Raw genomic sequence first — 17,610 nt, 5'->3', positions numbered from 1 at the left:
GTCATCATTTTTTAATATCCAGATAGCGCCACAGGGTATTAAATTGTGGGTGAGGTTTATATCCCTTGATCCATTGATGCGTCAGATAGTTGTTAAATCGCGTATCGCCCATCACCCAAGGCGTATCCGCCATCATGATTTTATTCATCTGATCATAAAGCGCATTACGCTCCGGGCTGTCACCTAATTTTTGTGATGCCTCATAAAGCTTGTCGTAGCTAGGCGATTTGTAGCAGGCATAATTTTCGCTGCCAATATTTTTGCCATAAAGCATCATCGTGAAGTTATCACCATCAGGATAATCAGCCAGCCATGCTGCACCATCCATGCCATAAGTGCAGGTACGCAATGATTTAACCTGCTCATTCCATTGCATTTGTCTGAATGCTACTTTTACTTTGATCGAATCAAAGGCTTTTTGCCAGTATTCATTCCATTGTTTATCAGTACCGGTTGTACCCGTAATGAAATCAATTTCAAATGGCAAGCCACTTGGCAACAGGCGTTTGCCATCCTTGCCAATTTTATAGCCAAATTCATCCAGCAAAGCATTTGCTAAAGCAGGGTTATATTCAAACGCCGCTTTAAAATTCGGATTATGCCCAGCCACATTGGGTGGAATAATATACTGTGCTTTAACGGCCTGATTACGACGGATATTACGAATGGTGTCGCTTGTATTAAAAGACATAGCAATGGCACGGCGTAAAGCAATTTTATCCTTGCTTAAACCACCCACCACAGGGTTTTGCATATTAAATACGTAATAGGTAATTTCTTCACTCAAATCACGGTAAAGTTTAATGCCCCGCTTCTTTAAATCAGGCTTCAAATCCACACGCCATGGGTCGTTAGGATCTAATAACAAGGAGCCACGTACAAGCGGTTGCGGCAAGCTACTCAAATCTAAATCACCATTTCTGAAAGCCAGCCATTTCGGTTGCTCTTCCTGAATAATAGAAACTTCAACACGGCCAATTTCAGGCATCGTTTTACCATTCATTTCTTTGGCGATTAGCTGATCAACTTCATTATCACCGGGTTTGTAATCGATGACTTTTTTTCTGTAATTTGGATTGGCCGCCAACGAGATATGTGTACCGGGTTTCCATTCAGTTACCATATAAGGGCCCGTGCCTACCGGGTGAGACATCGTATTATCCGCATAGGCTTCCATCACTTCGCGTGCTACAGCACCCATATGCGGCATGGCCAGCACATACTGCAAAGCCGGGTATGGCTCTTTTAAAGTGAGCTGCAGGGTGTAACGATCAAGGGTTTTAATACCCTCAACTGTTTTATCGTAATCAAGTTTGCCATTTTTGGCCGATTTTACCCACTCATCTAAGCCAATAAACTTGCCTGCAATCAAATAGCCTGTCGGCGACCCCGTTACCGGATCAACCAGACGTTTAAGCGAATAAGCATAATCTGCAGCGGTTAATTCACGTTTTTGCCCTTTAAATACGGCATCAGGGGCAAAGTAAATCCCTTTTTTAATATGTAGGGTTAATACTTTGCCGTCTTCACTGAGCTGAGGCATTTCTGTCAGCGTATTCGGGACAAGCTTTACCGGCCTTGCCATAAAGTCATAGGAGAGCATTGGATCAAATACATTTTCTGTAATTGAGCTGGAATACACATCTGATATTTTGCCTGGGTCAAAGCCTGTTTCTGGCGCAGGGAATGCGACACGCAATACTTTATTCATATCCGCCGCCAATACTGGCTGGCTAAATAGCGCCCCCGCTATGGCGATGCTTAATAGTTTTTTCATCACCGTCTCCTCATTTAATTCTGTATATGGCTGTAATTAATGCATTTATTGTTTTGAATAAAAGCATTCACCTCAATCTAAATCTTGCTCAGCGGGCTATTGTTTAGCCGTTTTAGCCGCCGCGTCACGCTGGCCGGTAATTTCCTGAAAAAAAGCATCGGCATTAGGCTTGCGGCCGATAAACGCTTCTACTAATTCCATCGCCGGACGCTGGCCACCGTTTTCTAAGATCAATTCGCGGTAACGCTTGCCCTGCTTCACATCCATCACATTGCTGCCGTAAGCCGACAACATATCCAGCGCTAAAACTTCAGACCACATATAGCCGTAATAGCCTGCCGCATAGCCACCCACGATATGCCCAAAGGTGCCGGGGAATTCTGTACCTGCTACATAGCCCAGCGGTGTTTTGCTTTCCATGGCTTGCCATACTGCCTGCGGGTCCCCGGCATCTGCTGCAGCCAAGGCCATATCGTAAGCGGAGTACAGCACTTGGCGGGCATATTTGAGGCCACGGCCAAAGCGGCGTGCTTCATCCATTTTGGCGATTAACTTAGGATCAATGGGTTTGCAGCTTGGGCATGTATCGTTAAACAAGGCTTCAGCCTCAGGCCGACGCGCCCATTCTTCGTACATTTGTGATGGCGCTTCAACAAAATCACGCTTCACCGATGTACCTGCCTGCATGGTGTAACGTGTTTTAGACAGCACGCCGTGCATCACATGGCCAAACTCATGGAAGAGCGTTTCTAATTCATCCTGATTAAAGCCTTCACGACTAAAATTGGTGACTAAAACGCTGACCGGCGTTTGCCCGCTTAAAGTACTTACACCGCGAACAGGAAATGCCGCCGCGTGCTTATATTTGCCATCACGCGGGAAGAGATCAAGGTAAAAGCTGGAGAGGTATTTTTTGCTGCTGCGATCAAATACATCGTAAGCACGGACTTCTTTGTGCCATGTTTTTAATTGAGCATTCGGGCGGAAATCAACACCATAGAGCGTGCCGGTGACATTCATCATCCAGGCAATGGTCGGCTCAGTAGGGAACTGTTCACGCACTTGCTTTTGATCGAGCTGATAGCGGCTAGCTTTGAGCTGCTCTTCGTAAAACTGCACATCCCAGCGTTTCAGCACGCTATCAGCCTTGCCGGTAAAGCGGGTTTTTTCCTGGCGCAGCTCTTCGATATCTGATTTTTCTAAATCAGCAACTCGAGATTGCACATCGGCCAGAAAGGTATTAACCGCTTCTGGCGTGGCGGCCATTTTATTGCGGATTGCAAATGCGGCATAGCTTGGGTAGCCGGTAAGTTGTGCAATTTGTTTTCTTAATTCAACCACTTCTTTAAGGATTTGCAAATTGGCCGCACCGCCAATTTTCATCCGGCCACTGTAATAGCGCTCACGGGTCGCTTCGTTTTCTGCATAGCCCATCACGGCATCAATTTCGGGATAATCAAAGCCCAATACATACTGACCTGCCGCATCTTTTTTTGCAGACTCTAAAAAGCGGGCCGAAACACCTTTTAATTCAGCGGCAGTAAAGCTAATTCTGGCTTGGTTATCACGCATATTGCGCGAAAAATCCTGTTGCAGCTTTTCTATTTTATTAAAAATAGCGGCTAATTCTGTACGTTTTTCTTTAGATAAATTAACGCCTCGGTCTTCAAAATTGCTCAGCAAATCTGCCTGGGCTTCCGCATCAATGGCATCTTTTGGTTTTAAAGCTTTAAAACGGCTATATAAAGCCTCGCTTTGTAATACATCACTGATCAGAGCAGACAATTTTAAATTGCATGCATCAGCCGCAGCACGCACAGGCGCTAAAGGGCTGACTTCAGAAAGTAAACCAGCCGGTCCACCGAAGCGATCCATATCCTGATTAATTCTATTCCATTCACCCAATGTATTCGCCGCATTGACTTTAGCCAAAGGCAGTTTTTCTAAAGCAGCAATTTTTACTTTGGCATGGGAAATTGTTTGCTGACACTGGCGTGCAATATCGGCCGCATCAGGCAAAAGCAATGCGCCACCCTGCGCTGCAAATAGCGGTGCAGAAGAAAACAATACTGCGAGGCTCATGGCTATTTTTTTCAATTCATTCCCCAGCAAAGGTTAATTGGATATTACTTTGCAATTATTTTTTGATCTGCAGACGTAGCAAAACGGGCACACGCAAATGCCTGCTGCCATTTAGTTTTATCTTTTTTTTGGGTTAACGCAGAAGAGCTGGGCGCATATCGCCCAGCTTTAAATTACTTTATAAACTGCTCATGCCCGACAATACCAATCTTTTTCACACCTAAGCGCTGCGAGCTGGCCAGAACCAATGCCACAGATTCATAATTTGCATCTTTGTCAGGACGAATATGAAACTCTGGTTGCACAGCCTTGCTTGCTGCATCGGACAGATTTTTTTCTAAAGCAGCACGATCAGCCAAAGGAACACCAGCCCATGAAATGACATTATTGCTACCAATATCAATCTGAACTATTTCAGGCTTTTCTGTTGATTTAGAAGGTGAATTAACGGGCATATCCAGTTTTACGGCATGCGTTTGAATTGGGATAGTGATAATCAGCATAATCAGCAAAACCAACATCACGTCAATCAATGGCGTGGTATTGATTTCCATCATCATATCATCGTCATTACCACCGATTTGCATTCCCATAATCGTTCTCCACAGCGCATTTGCTTTTTATATCTGATGATTCAGTGAATCAGGCCAGTGATTTGAATAAATAAAACCACGGCCTAACCCATCGACAGCCATTAATTCCTGGCAGGCGGCTCGGTAATAAAGGCTATTTTTACAATCCCCGCCCTTTGCACTGCTAAAACAATCCGGCCTACCGAGCTATATTTAGAAGACATATCGCCGCGAATATGGACTTCCGGCTGCGGGTCCATTTTTGCAACTTTAACCAAACGAGCCAGTAATTCTTCATCTGACTTAATCTGGGTGATATTCCAATAAATATTGCTTTTATCATCCACGCCTAAAACAATGTTTTCTGGCTTGGTTTGCGTCGGAATATTGACCTCTTTAGGCAAAGTCAATTTAATCGTTTGCGTTACAACTGGAATAGTAATCAAAAAGATGATGAGCAGTACCAACATCACATCAACCAATGGTGTGGTGTTGATCGCAGACATGACCTCATCTTCATCGTGGCTGGAAGCCCTTTGTCCTGGCCGCAGATATCTCATAATGATTACTTAGGTGTGCTGAGCAAATTGGTGTGCAAACGGGCTGCTACGGTGTGAACCATTTCAACGACCAGCTTGTTACGACGCACTAACCAGTTGTAACCCAGTACCGCAGGCACGGCTACAGCCAGACCAATCGCAGTCATGATCAAAGACTCACCCACTGGGCCAGCTACTTTATCGATCGATGCCTGACCAGAAATACCAATGGCTGTCAGCGCGTGGTAAATACCCCAAACAGTACCGAACAAACCTACGAAAGGAGCAGTCGAGCCTACCGTTGCGATAACCGACATGCCGGCTTGCATTTTGCTGCTGGCGTGATCAGCGGCATCGTAAGTAGCCATCGAAACCCAAGTATTCAGGTCTACGTTTTTGCTTAACTCACCATTGTGCTCGCTGGCAGCCTGAGCACCTGCATGGGCTACCGAGCTGTAAATACCATCGTCTTTCAACGCTTTAGCCTTAGTCAGCAGCTCCGGGCCACGCGCTTTCAACAAATCACGGCCTAATTTAATCAGGCGGCGCTGATCAAGAATTTTAACAATACCCACATACCAGGTAGCAGCGGACATGGTCAGCAAAATCACTAAAGTACCTTTTGCAACGATATCGCCCTGTGCCCATAAAGCATCAATACCGTATGGGTTGGCGACAGCTGTCGTGGTATTTGCAAGCACTGGCAAAGCACACGCTGCAGCAGCGGCTGCGAACATAAAGAATTGGCGGGAGAACTTAGCCATGATTTACTTACTCCGTAATAAAAAGTGAGGGACTTACTTATTCTTCAGCAGATGCTGTAAAACCAAACTCTTGTTCAAGAGTTGCTTCACCCGATGCAGCTTTACAAACATGTTCTTTTAAAGCTTGTCTAATTGAAGCTTGAAACTGATTGCGATACCCCATAGGGATACTGCTTGCGTATTTAATATTGGTAATATCGCTCAGCTTACCTTCGGCATTAACCTTAAACCAAACGGTAACCACGCCACCAATACCATCCGCATCAGCTTTACGAGGATATTCTGGCTTGCCTAATTTAGAACAATTGCCAATGGCTGAAATCGGCCCTGCAGGCGCAGCAACAGGTGCAGCAGTTGCCTGAGGCACAGCAGGAGCAGAAGGTGCTTTTGCTTCTGAGGTAGCCTGAATCGTGTTTGTTGACTGGGTAGTCGGTGCAACCACTGGCGGAGGAACATAGGCCGGCTGCTGTTGCGGCGGCGGCGGTGCGGTATCCTTCACCACTTTTTCAATTTTTGGGGGTGGCGGCGGCGGTGGCGGTGGCGGCTCACTGATCACAGCAACTTCAACCTTCTGCTGAATCACCTTAACCAAATCTTTGCCCAAGCCGGTAACCAGCGCATAGACAACGAGCACATGCAAGGCAGCCACTCCCGCTAAGCCCACTGCACGACGATCACGTGCATTCTGGCCAAAAGCTTCCACGATGCTCTCCTTTAAATAGATTCACGAAATAACTTAATAAAACAATTAAGCAGCTACACCACTAAGATACGCTAGTAGAAAATTAATTTTTACTAGGGTTTACTCTAACTTTTAAAATAAAAATCTTAATTACCGGCCTTTTTTATGGGCTAATTTCTTTTATTAATAACTCAAAAGAAAAAACATAAAAATATCAAAGACCATTTATTCTAACCAACAAAAAAATGAGCTAAACATCAGCTAAAAAATAGCCATTTAAAATGACCACTTGCTAGCAACAAATACAATATCACAAGCAAGTAGTCATTTATAAGCTTTTACTTTATATCCTTATGCCAAAACACAGAGATATTCAGCAGGTTTCATACCCATTATTTAAATGAGTATTGAGCACCAACAGAGAAGAAACGACCGCGAACGTTGTACAGTTCTGCGAAGCCCATTTGTGAATGGTTATTCGTCTCTACATTACGCAAGCTAAACGGAGGCATATTGTCGAATACGTTTTTCACACCCGCATCCAGCTTCAAACCTTTAAATCCTGTGTAAGTAACAGAAAGATCTGTTTCAGTGTAACTAGGCACAGTCGGGATACCTGCAGGTACTTTCAGCGAATCTGTTTCACGAATATCAGTATCTAAGAAATCACCCGTAGTACGAACTGCTAATGCACTAGACCACACGCCATAATCAGCCTCGGCACGGAAAGTATTACGCCAAATTGGTGACGCATAAATTCCCTTCAGATTTTCCCACTCGCCAGAAACCTTGGTCTGACGCTGTTCTAGGTAATAAGTAGCTGAGTCACTGAATGTGTATGTTCCAAACGAAGTTGGGAAACGTAAGCGACCTTCGACATCAATCCCTGACGATTCAAACTTACTAATATTCTGTAGGTTCGTAAATACAAGTAAGCGACCATCCTTATCATAGCCAATCTTCTTTGCTTGTAACGCCTCTAAAACCGATGGTTTCCCGATCGTGTCTTCTTTTTGAATCTTCCACCAATCAACAGAGCCCGAGAAAATACCAACATCGGCAACAACACCTACGTTAAATGACGTCCCAGTTTCAGGAGTCAAGTTTTTATTACTACCGCTCACTTCATAAGCTGTAATCGCGCAGTTAGCTGGCTCACCAAGAGCCAAACATTCATCTGCAGTTTTGATATCCATTGCACCTTGATCCACACCACCATTTAATTGCTTAAGCGTTGGCATGCGGAAACTTTTTGCGTACGAAGCACGCAATAAAAGCTCCTTGAGTGGCTGGAATCGAATAGAAACTTTAGGTGATGCCTTAGACTCTGAGGAAGAGTTCTCTGATGAATAAGAGTCGTAACGCACCGCCCCCTGCACCTCTAAAGTGCTATGAATAGGCAAGGAAATTTCTGCAAAAAGTGCTTTATTATCTCTGCTTGCGTTCACACCAGCTTGTGCGATGCTCCCCACAACCAGACCTGCCTGAGTCAATGGATCAGGCGTATCTTTTAAAACTTCTTTCGTATATGACGCACCCACGGCAAACGCAACTTTCCCACCAGGCAAAGCTAAAGGGGTTTCACCACTAATTTTACTATCCACAAAATAGAGAGCATTACTTGCGTCACGTGTTGCTTTGACTTTTAGGCTATCCACTAAGGCTGGATTATTAGTTGTAACCGTTGCATCAATCAAACCGTTGGTAAGTGCGTCATCCCACTTATTTGCATCAAAATAATTACTATTCAGGCTATAAACTTGGCTCAAACCATGACCAGCAGCCACACTCCAATCAAAGCCAGCAACCGACCCTTCTAAGCCCATTACAAACTGACTCAATGAAGCCTGGCGATCTGTAATCCGTGGACCACCTTGCATAAAGCGTCCAGCATAGCTACTACCATCTGGCAGCTTAAAGAAATCTGGAACAGGGTGCGCTTCAAAATGATCCGTGCTGGTTGAGTAAAAACCTTGGATATAAGCCGTAGTCGTGTCAGAAACACGCAAACGAGCCACGCCCATCCCACTCATTCGATCCGCGCCATTAAATGACGTTAAAAGACTCGAACCAAAGTCATATCGGCAACGACCATCTACCAGTAAATCAGCAGGACAAGGCTTGACTTGTTCGCCAGTAAAGCGCCCTTTAGAATCCAGTTTATTACCATATGGCGAGTAAGAACTACGGCCATCTGGCCCGCCAAAACGACGGAAGTCTGCACTCTTAGTTAAATCGCGATCAGCACGATAAATAGGATCGCGCTTAAAAACATCAAAGCTGGCAAGCACATTAAAGCCATCTTCTTCGTAATCACCAAAACCAGCACTCATCCCTACGCTGGTTTCATTTGCATCACCGCGACTTGAAATGCCGGTTTTGGCACGGAGATCGCCACCCTGATAATTCTTCTTGGTTATAAAGTTAATTACACCTGCCACAGCATCAGCGCCGTAAATGGCTGAGCCCCCATCTTTTAGAATTTCAACTCGTTCAATAGCACTCAGTGGAATCAAATTAATATCAACAGCAGCACCTGCACCTGAGCCATCAGCCATTGCATTCACAGGTAAGCGTCGACCGTTCAGCAGCACCAGCAAGTCGGTTTCACCCAGACCCCGCATTTTGACGTTTGCTCCACCAGAACCGCTAGGGCTGTTGCTTGAGATCTCACCTTGGTCAAAGGTATCAAGTGAAGAAACGCTTTTCAACAACTCATTAACAGTTGTTGCACCCGTTTTTTCAATCTGCTTACGCGAAATTGTTTCAACCGGTGCCGCTCCTTCTTTTTGAACACGCTTAATGCTTGATCCCGTTACTTCAACGCGCTCAACTTTATTTACTTTTTCTTCTGCATGAGCATTGATTGCTGCACCAGCACCGATTAAAGCGATCGCAACCGCTAATTGTTTCATCCGCATGAAAGCCCCCTGATATTTAGACTTACAAATGCTCACTAAGAAGTGAGATCCCTCGCTCTGCATTGCCGCTGTCTTTTGTCCGCGGCTTTCGCTAAGTAAAAATTACCATAGGCGAATATTGCGAATGTAACGATATGTAACCAAACCAAGGCATCGGGTGGCGGGGTTTAAAACAGATATTTTTTGAATGGGCTTGATGCAAATCAAGAATTAGACGGCAAGCTAGGGATAATCCCAACTTGAGTGACTTACAAGAAAAAACGCGGCAGTTTTATTTTTTACGGAAAAAGGATAGCAATACAACAAAATACTTATATCAATAAAATCAATAAGATAGATAAAAACACTTTCGCTAATTGTATGCTCACTCTTTTATATCAAAAGTTGATTGTAAGCCAAAGAGGCAAGTACCACTCATCAACAAGCCTCCCTTGACCCTTATTCAAAAGAAAATGCAAACATTTTTATGCTTTTTTTACAGGAAGACTTGTAATATTACCGTGCTTTCCCTGATGAAAAGTGGGTAAAAAAACCCAAGAATTCATATTTTATTGTCATTAATTATTTATACATTTATGTATCACTATCATCACATTTGAGTGATATCTACCACACTATTTACTTATTGCACTGCACAACAAAAGCAACAAGAAATATTCATGTAATATTTATAGGTAAACAATTACAAACAGCATCATTTCACAGCAATGTAAGAGGGCTTGCCCCACTTTACCAATGCCCACAGAGCCGATAAGGTTTGCGCTTCCCCCTTTACCTCAGGTTTATTTATGAGCCCAGTTCTTTCTTATCAATTAGAAAATGGCATTGCGACACTTTGTTTAAACAATGGCAAAGTCAATGCAATTTCTATGGATGTTATTGATGCATTTAACCGTGCTCTTGATCAGGCAGAGCTTGATCAGGCGGTTGTCATTATTACATCAGGGTCGGGTGTTTTATCTGCTGGCTATGATCTGAAAGTCATGACTTCAGGTTTAGAACATGCGCTGCCACTGGTCACTGCAGGATCCAAACTAAGCCGCCGTCTGCTGTCACACCCCTACCCGGTTATTGTGGCATGTCCTGGCCATGCCATTGCCAAGGGCGCATTTTTATTGCTGTCTGCTGATTATCGAATTGGTGTGGCTGGCCCGTTCAGTATTGGCCTAAATGAAGTACAAATTGGGATGACCATGCCCTACGCGGGCATCGCAATTGCCCGCAATCGCTTAGGCCAAGCCGCTTTTGAGCGCTCTGTCATTAATGGGGAAATGTTTAATCCGCAAGGCGCGTTGGACGCAGGATTTTTAGATTTATTGGTTGAGCCGGAAGCGCTTGCCAGCACCGCACTAGCCGCAGCAGAATCATTAAAAAAAATCAGCATGAAGGCACATAAAAATACCAAGCTAAAAGTACGCCATGACTTTTTAGCCACCTTAGATAAGGCTATTGAGCTGGATAAAGAAACCCTGAGTCTTGATTAAATCAGTCATGCGGCAAAAAACGCAGCCCGCGTTTTTTGCCTGCCCCTGCAAAATACACCTGAATTTCAGGCTCACCTGCTAGCCAGCCCAGCGCTCATCCAATTGAGCTCGCTTATACCAAGCCAGCAAATCAGCCACTTTACTGCCGCCATCTAAAGGGCCCCAAGACGCAAAGTCTTGCTCTGCAATCGGCATATAAGGCCCATGCTTCACCTCAAAAATCACCCCACCCGGATCCAAAGACAATACGGCATGCCATACACCCGCCGGTGTTTCCAACACCGCTGCATCTTCACCCAGAATCTGGCGGGCAATCACTTCACCTGCATCATTAAAATGCAGAACCAGAAATCTTCCGGCCAAAGGGTAAAGCAGCTCCCATGTGTGCGGATGCCTGTGAGGACGGACCAGCGTATCCGGCTCCATTGCAATGGCAAGACGCTGTATCGGATCAGCCAGCTCTTCATGCAGATTATGATTTGCACGGCGGCGGGCAGATGCCTGCGCTTTTGCGGACAAGCGGGTAAGATCAGCGGGAGACATGATTTTCATTCTGATTTACTCTGCAGCAGCCACAACGCGGATTAATACGGATTCACCCACCTGCACAATCTGCCCGGCACGAATTTTGCACGCTTTACGCAGCTCCTGATGCCCGTCAACCTGCACATCACCCGATGCAACAATCTGCTTACCTTGGCCGCCAGAGCTGGCCACGTTCGTAATTTTCAGCAAATTATGCAGCTCAATAAATTCATTACTGAGTTCAACTTCAAATTCTTGCATTTCAATTTCTCTTTTTAATACTTCAATAAGGGGCGGATGATACCAGCTTCTCCGCCTCCCGAAAAATCAGCTCAAGCTGTATTGCAAACCTGCACGCAAGCGCCGCACAATGCCTTGTAAATCCAGATCATGTCGGGCTTCTAATTTGGATGCCAAAAATAAAAGCTTGATCCAGTTCATTTTAAAATGCTCATCATTACTTGCAAAAACAATCACGTTATAGCTGTTAAATGCGCGGCAATACCAAACCCGGCCATTAAAGACTCGTTTTAATCTTTCGATATAAATATTTAGTTTGGGGTCTGTGCCCCATAAATTAATCACCAGCACACCTTTTTCTGATAAAGCCATACGGCAATGATCATAATAAGATTCTGTTGCCAGAACAGCAGGCAAGCCTTCATCATCATATGCATCCAGCATGATCACATCAGCTTCTGCACGGCCATGCGTTATATAATCTACGGCATCGGTTTGAATAATACTGAATCGTTCATTATCATCAGGAATGAAAAATTCATGGCGCAAAGCAATGACGTCTTCATTGATCTCAAGCGTGGTGATTTTGCTTTCAGGCAAATAACGGTAGCAATATTTGGGCAAAGAACCACCACCCAAACCGACAATTAATACCTGCTTTGGGTCAGGCGCAAAAAGCAAAAAACCCATCATTGTTTGTGAATAACCCAAAGCCAGTGAATATGGATCATCTAAATGCATTGCGCTTTGAATAGAGTTACCGTCAAAGCGCAAAGATTTACATCCATTCTCTAAAGTAAGATAAAGCGCTTTATCAAGCGATGCAGAAAAAGTCATTACAATATGCCTAAAGAATTAACTAACACGCACAAGCCATGGTTTGTATACCTGATTGAATGTCAGGACTATTCAATTTATACAGGAATCACCGTGAATGTAGAAAAACGCTATGCAGCTCATTTAAGCGGCAAAGGCGCACGCTATACACGCATTCGCCCGCCGCTAAAATTACTAGCTGTAATTGAGTTTGCCGATAGGGCCACAGCGGCCAGTACGGAATACACCATAAAACAATGGACGGCAAAGCAAAAACGCGCATTTGCCGCACAACATGCTGTGATCTGATTATAAAAACCGGCTATTCCTGTGCACTTTGTTCTGCCCGATCAGCAATATGGCTGGATCTGGCCAGTAACATCAGCAAACCAGCCAAAACCATTAATGCAGGGATAGAAAGCTTTAAACCAACCCCATGGTAATCTTTAAGATAAAGAGCAAACCCTGTTGCGATCAACATTGGCGCGGTAACGACACTGGATTTATTAATCCCCTCCAATGCCAGCACGGCAATCCCCGCAGCAATCAGCCCCAGAATAATTAAAGTGCCCATTTGCGGCATTAATTGCAGCTCATTGATTAACCAGCCGCCCCCCACTGCAATTAAAACAACTGGCAAGACTGCACTCCGTTTTTTTTCTAACATATTGACCCCTTGTTTACAGTGCTTTTGCTCCGGACCTTAGTAGTAAGACAAGCCCATTGCTTCCCGAACGTCCCGCATGGTGTCTCTGGCGAGATCTCTTGCGCGCTCACAGCCATCTGCCACAATGCTTTTCACTAAAGTCAGATCTTCCAGATAAGGCTGAGCACGCTCAAACATGGGTTTTTGCTCTGCAAGTACGCCATCAATCACCGGCTGCTTGCACTCCAAACAACCAATGCCCGCGCTCTTACAGCCTTCAACCACCCATTTTTGAGCTTCAGGTGATGAATAAACCTGATGCAACTTCCATACTGGGCAACGCTCAGGCTCTCCCGTATCTGTACGGCGGGCACGGGCTGGATCAGTAGGCATTTGCCGGATTTTCTTTGCCACAGTATCGGCACTTTCACGCAAATTAATTGTATTTCCGTAAGATTTGGACATCTTTTGCCCATCCAGCCCAGGCAAACGCGGCGCCTCAGTCAGCAGCGGCTGAGCTTCGGGCAGAATCATTTTTCCGCCGCCCTCTAAATAACCAAACAATCTTTCTCTGTCGCCATGGCTCAGATTTTGTGTTTCCTGCAGCAGCGAGCGCGCGGCCTCCAGCGCTTCAACATCACCATCCTGCTGATATCGTGTGCGTAATCCATCGTAAAGCTTGCCTTTTTTACCGCCAATTTTCTTAATAGCGGCTTCTGCTTTTTCTGCAAAGCCCACTTCTTTACCAAACACATGGTTAAAACGACGGGCCACATCACGGGTAATTTCTATATGCGGCACCTGATCCTCGCCAACCGGCACTAAATTACTGCGATAAAGTAAAATATCTGCAGCCTGCAATAGCGGGTAGCCTAAAAAGCCAAAGGTATCTAAGTCTTTATGGCTCAGCTTTTCGATCTGATCTTTATAGCTTGGGGCGCGCTCCAGCCAGGACAGCGGTGTAATCATGGAGAGTAAAAGCTGCAATTCCGCATGCTCCGGCACACGGCTTTGAATAAAGAGGGTGGCTTGTGCGGGATCTACACCAGCAGCAAGCCAATCAATCACCATATCCCATACACTTTTTTCAATGACACTTACATCATCATAATTTGTGGTTAATGCATGCCAGTCGGCCACCATAAACAGGCACTGGTATTCACTCTGTAACTGCACCCAATTTTTTAGTACACCATGATAATGACCAAGATGCAGCTTGCCAGTAGGGCGCATGCCAGAAAGAACACGGTCGGGGAACATCGCAAATCCTATAAAAAACAATCAAAAGACAGGGCAAAGCCCTGTCCGGCAGCGTTTAAAAGCGTTGTTTAAACAATAAAATGGATCAGGCGATAAGCCAGCGCCATAAATGGAGCCATAATGCCGCCAAGTACGCCCGTAGCCAGCAAACCAATCAAAATAAACATGCCATAGGGCTCAACAAGTGCCAGCTTTGCAGCAAGATGATTAGGTAATACTGACAGCAGTATTCGTCCGCCATCCAGCGGGGGCAGCGGAATTAAATTCAACACCATTAAAGATACATTAATGCTGATCCCCGCTTGCGACATATAAGCCAGCGGCAATTGAAACGAGCTGCCGTCTAAGCCTTCAGCCAGCTTAAAGAACAAGCCCCAGATAATCGCCATCACAAAATTAGCCACAGGCCCTGCAGCAGCCACCCACAACATATCCTGCTTAGGTTTTTTCAGCCGCCCAAAATCAACCGGCACAGGTTTGGCCCAGCCAAATAAAAATCCACCCGGCAAAATAAGAAAAATCAAAGGCAATAATATGGTCCCAACCGGATCAATATGCTTTAGCGGGTTAAACGTAACACGGCCCAGTAAATATGCAGTTGGATCGCCAAATTTTTTCGCCACATAGGCATGGGCCGCTTCATGTGCCGTAATGGCAAACAAAACTGGCAAAGCCCAAATGGCGATTTTCTGAATCAGATTTAATTCCATTCATAATCCTTATTAATATGCCATACAACCATGCAGATCCTTTATAAACCCAAAGGAGCCAAGCTGCCTTTACCAGCCCGCATCAGCTCGGCTGTATCACCAGATAAATCCACCACCGTTGTTGGCTCCATACCGCAATAACCCCCTTCAATCACCAGATCAACCTCGTGCTCCAGCCTGTCCCGAATTTCCCATGCATCGGTTAAAGCTTCGTCATCTCCTGGCAAAATCAGCGTGGATGACAATATGGGCTCGCCCAATTCTTCCAGCATTGCTAGGGCAATCGGATGATCAGGCACACGCAGGCCAATTGTGGATTTTTTAGGGTGCCAAACCCGGCGGGGCACTTCCTTAGTGGCCTCTAGAATAAAAGTATAGCTGCCGGGTGTTGTTGCCTTCAGGATTCGGTAAACACGATTATCCACTTTGGCGTAAGTGCCGATTTGCGATAAATCACTACAAACCAGGGTGAAGTGATGCTTATCATCCAGCTGGCGGATGCGTCTGATCCGCTCCAATGCATCTTTTGAATCCAGCTTACAGCCAATGGCATAACAGGAATCGGTTGGGTAAACCACCACCCCACCCTTACGAATAATATCGACCGCTTGTTTAATTAAGCGGGCTTGTGGGTTTTCTGCATGAATAGAAAAAAACTGAGACATTATTTAACCTGCTGAAATTGAAGAGGGCATCGTCTCTGGCGGCAACCAGCGATGCCAGACGGGCTGGCAATCCATCGGTAAATCAGGATTCAGACCGGGCTCGCGTGCGCCTTCACCGGTTGCGTGATAATCCGTACCACAGGAGGCCAAAAAGCCAAATTCCTGAGCCAGCCGGCCAAATCGCGCTGCATCAGGAATACCGTGGCAGCCAGAAACCACTTCAATGGCTTCGCCACCAAGACGTTTATATTCAGTGAGTAATACACGTAAAGTTTCATTGCCCATTTCATAACGGGCAGGATGAGCCAGTACAGCCACACCGCCTGCGCCGGTAATCCACTCAATTGCTTCGTGCAAACGCGCCCATTCGTGCTCAACAAAGCCTGGCTTGCCCCGCACTAAATAGCGCTTAAACACTGAGCCCATATCTTTGCACACACCCGTTTTGACCAGATGACGGGCGAAGTGAGCCCGGCTCAGGATTTCCGGGTTATCTGCATACTGACGTGCACCTTCTAAAGTGCCATGAATGCCCACCTTATCTAGCTCGGCAGCCATACGCTCTGCACGCTCACCTCGGCCGGAGCGCACACTGGCCAACCCAGCCAGCAGGGCTTCATTATGGCGATCAAAGCCAAGACCAACGATATGCAAAATATGCTTGCCCCAGCTCACCGAGATTTCTACGCCATTAATAAACTTCATTCCCAATTGCCGGGCTTCGTCTTCCGCCTCGGCAAGGCCGCGCGTTTCATCATGATCGGTGAGTGCAAATAATTGGCAACCCCGGTCAAATGCTTTACGCACCACGTCACGCGCAGGAAGCAGGCCATCGGAATGGTTTGAATGGCAATGCAGATCGACAGGGGTCATGCTTGTTCCTTACAAATACATCTGAATGAATACTTCAAAGCGCCATTAGCCGGCGAAAAACAAACTCATCACGCAGGAAACACGCCGGTCGAAAGATAGCGGTCCCCGCGATCACATACAATGGAAACAATCACTGCGTTTTCTACTTCTTGCGATAACTGCAAGGCTGCGGCCAAAGCCCCTCCCGATGAAATTCCGGCAAATATGCCTTCTTCTCTCGCCAAACGGCGTGTGGTTTCTTCGGCAAGTGCTTGGTTGACTTCCATCACCCGATCTAATTTCGAAAAATCACAAATAGCGGGGACGTACTCAACAGGCCATTTGCGAATACCCGGAATTTGCGCCCCATCGCAGGGCTGTACGCCCACAATCTGCACCGCAGGGTTTTGCTGTTTTAAATAACGCCCCGTACCCATAATCGTGCCGGTGGTGCCCATACTGGAAACAAAGTGGGTGATTAAACCCTGAGTATCCTGCCAAATCTCTGGCCCTGTGCTTTCAAAATGAGCCAGCGGATTATCACCATTGGCAAACTGATCAAGCACAATGCCCTGCCCTTTTTCCACCATTGTTTGCGCCAAATCACGGGCGCTTTCCATGCTTTCTTCCAAAATTACTTCCGCGCCGTAGGCTTTCATGCTTTGCACCCGCTCAATACTGGCGCTTTTTGGCATGATTAAAACCATTTTATAACCCATCACAGCAGCGGCCATTGCCAGTGCAATACCTGTATTTCCTGAGGTGGCTTCGATTAAAGTATCACCTGTTTTTATATCGCCCCGTAGCGCCGCGTGCCGAATCATGGATAATGCGGGCCGGTCTTTAACTGATCCAGCGGGGTTATTGCCTTCAAGCTTCACTAAAATAATATTGCTGGTATTGCCGGGCATCCGTTTCAAACGCACTAAAGGCGTGTGGCCGACAAAGTCTTCTAGATACTTAAACATGCAGGGCTCCGTTATTGAGCAGCTTGCCGGGCTTAAGTACGGCAGGCTGCATGGCCGATTATACCCGCCCCAGCCCGAGCAGCACTCAACAAGTAAGCCATGTTGGG

At 45.8% G+C, this 17,610-nt stretch carries 18 protein-coding genes; 2 read left to right on the top strand and 16 right to left on the bottom strand.

Annotation, left to right across the window (positions count from 1 at the left end; translation table 11 throughout):
• Nucleotides 1-4 precede the first annotated feature (4 nt).
• The 7 genes from DYD62_RS08370 to DYD62_RS08340 all read right to left on the bottom strand — a co-directional run bounded on the left by DYD62_RS08370 (nt 5) and on the right by DYD62_RS08340 (nt 9,337).
• Complete coding sequence (locus DYD62_RS08370; protein ID WP_115226905.1) at nt 5-1,777, bottom strand: ABC transporter substrate-binding protein; 1,773 nt, start codon at nt 1,775-1,777, stop codon at nt 5-7.
• Between the two features lie 96 nt (nt 1,778-1,873).
• Nucleotides 1,874-3,859 (bottom strand): M3 family metallopeptidase, encoded by a 1,986-nt coding sequence (locus DYD62_RS08365; protein ID WP_115226904.1) that lies wholly within the window; start codon nt 3,857-3,859, stop codon nt 1,874-1,876.
• Between the two features lie 173 nt (nt 3,860-4,032).
• On the bottom strand, nt 4,033-4,452 hold the full coding sequence (locus DYD62_RS08360) for an ExbD/TolR family protein (protein ID WP_115226903.1): 420 nt from the start codon (nt 4,450-4,452) through the stop codon (nt 4,033-4,035).
• A gap of 101 nt (nt 4,453-4,553) precedes the next feature.
• Nucleotides 4,554-4,937 carry an ExbD/TolR family protein gene (locus DYD62_RS08355; protein WP_207916319.1) on the bottom strand — a complete coding sequence of 128 codons (384 nt, stop codon included), beginning with the start codon at nt 4,935-4,937 and terminating at the stop codon, nt 4,554-4,556.
• A gap of 59 nt (nt 4,938-4,996) precedes the next feature.
• The gene (locus tag DYD62_RS08350; protein ID WP_115226902.1) at nt 4,997-5,734 is read right to left on the bottom strand and encodes a MotA/TolQ/ExbB proton channel family protein; all 738 of its coding nucleotides are present in this window, start codon (nt 5,732-5,734) and stop codon (nt 4,997-4,999) included.
• Between the two features lie 37 nt (nt 5,735-5,771).
• Nucleotides 5,772-6,437 (bottom strand): energy transducer TonB, encoded by a 666-nt coding sequence (locus DYD62_RS08345; RefSeq protein ID WP_205836378.1) that lies wholly within the window; start codon nt 6,435-6,437, stop codon nt 5,772-5,774.
• 371 nt (nt 6,438-6,808) lie between these two features.
• On the bottom strand, nt 6,809-9,337 hold the full coding sequence (locus DYD62_RS08340; RefSeq protein ID WP_165928604.1) for a TonB-dependent receptor: 2,529 nt from the start codon (nt 9,335-9,337) through the stop codon (nt 6,809-6,811).
• Nucleotides 9,338-10,125: 788 nt separating this feature from the next.
• Here DYD62_RS08340 and DYD62_RS08335 point away from each other — a divergent pair.
• The gene (locus DYD62_RS08335) at nt 10,126-10,821 is read left to right on the top strand and encodes a crotonase/enoyl-CoA hydratase family protein (RefSeq protein ID WP_115226899.1); all 696 of its coding nucleotides are present in this window, start codon (nt 10,126-10,128) and stop codon (nt 10,819-10,821) included.
• A 78-nt stretch (nt 10,822-10,899) separates the two neighbouring features.
• Here the strand turns inward: DYD62_RS08335 and DYD62_RS08330 are convergent, their stop codons facing one another.
• From DYD62_RS08330 to DYD62_RS08320, 3 genes are all read right to left on the bottom strand, one after another.
• A complete protein-coding gene (locus tag DYD62_RS08330; RefSeq protein WP_233702890.1) occupies nt 10,900-11,364 on the bottom strand; it encodes a WbuC family cupin fold metalloprotein in 465 nt (154 codons plus the stop codon).
• A gap of 15 nt (nt 11,365-11,379) precedes the next feature.
• The gene (locus tag DYD62_RS08325) at nt 11,380-11,607 is read right to left on the bottom strand and encodes an RNA-binding S4 domain-containing protein (RefSeq protein ID WP_115226897.1); all 228 of its coding nucleotides are present in this window, start codon (nt 11,605-11,607) and stop codon (nt 11,380-11,382) included.
• A 66-nt stretch (nt 11,608-11,673) separates the two neighbouring features.
• The gene (locus tag DYD62_RS08320; RefSeq protein ID WP_115226896.1) at nt 11,674-12,423 is read right to left on the bottom strand and encodes a fused MFS/spermidine synthase; all 750 of its coding nucleotides are present in this window, start codon (nt 12,421-12,423) and stop codon (nt 11,674-11,676) included.
• A gap of 6 nt (nt 12,424-12,429) precedes the next feature.
• Between DYD62_RS08320 and DYD62_RS08315 the strand changes: the two genes are divergently transcribed.
• Nucleotides 12,430-12,711 (top strand): GIY-YIG nuclease family protein, encoded by a 282-nt coding sequence (locus tag DYD62_RS08315; protein ID WP_115226895.1) that lies wholly within the window; start codon nt 12,430-12,432, stop codon nt 12,709-12,711.
• 13 nt (nt 12,712-12,724) lie between these two features.
• Here DYD62_RS08315 and DYD62_RS08310 read toward each other — a convergent pair whose 3' ends face one another.
• The 6 genes from DYD62_RS08310 to cysM form a co-directional block, all read right to left on the bottom strand.
• Nucleotides 12,725-13,069 carry a hypothetical protein gene (locus DYD62_RS08310; protein WP_115226894.1) on the bottom strand — a complete coding sequence of 115 codons (345 nt, stop codon included), beginning with the start codon at nt 13,067-13,069 and terminating at the stop codon, nt 12,725-12,727.
• A gap of 36 nt (nt 13,070-13,105) precedes the next feature.
• Nucleotides 13,106-14,308 (bottom strand): tryptophan--tRNA ligase, encoded by a 1,203-nt coding sequence (locus tag DYD62_RS08305; protein ID WP_115226893.1) that lies wholly within the window; start codon nt 14,306-14,308, stop codon nt 13,106-13,108.
• Nucleotides 14,309-14,376: 68 nt separating this feature from the next.
• Complete coding sequence (locus tag DYD62_RS08300) at nt 14,377-15,018, bottom strand: site-2 protease family protein (RefSeq protein ID WP_115226892.1); 642 nt, start codon at nt 15,016-15,018, stop codon at nt 14,377-14,379.
• Between the two features lie 41 nt (nt 15,019-15,059).
• A complete protein-coding gene (locus tag DYD62_RS08295) occupies nt 15,060-15,683 on the bottom strand; it encodes an L-threonylcarbamoyladenylate synthase (RefSeq protein WP_115226891.1) in 624 nt (207 codons plus the stop codon).
• A 3-nt stretch (nt 15,684-15,686) separates the two neighbouring features.
• On the bottom strand, nt 15,687-16,556 hold the full coding sequence (locus DYD62_RS08290) for a 3',5'-nucleoside bisphosphate phosphatase (protein ID WP_115226890.1): 870 nt from the start codon (nt 16,554-16,556) through the stop codon (nt 15,687-15,689).
• A 68-nt stretch (nt 16,557-16,624) separates the two neighbouring features.
• Nucleotides 16,625-17,503, bottom strand: coding sequence for a cysteine synthase CysM (gene cysM, locus DYD62_RS08285; protein WP_115226889.1), 879 nt, complete (start codon nt 17,501-17,503; stop codon nt 16,625-16,627).
• Nucleotides 17,504-17,610 lie beyond the last annotated feature (107 nt).

The sequence above is a fragment of the Iodobacter fluviatilis genome (genome assembly GCF_900451195.1).
In the GTDB taxonomy this organism is placed as follows: Bacteria; Pseudomonadota; Gammaproteobacteria; order Burkholderiales; family Chitinibacteraceae; genus Iodobacter; species Iodobacter fluviatilis.
The sequence above is the reverse complement of the archived record's forward strand: the minus strand, read 5'-3'. Positions and strand labels throughout refer to the sequence as shown.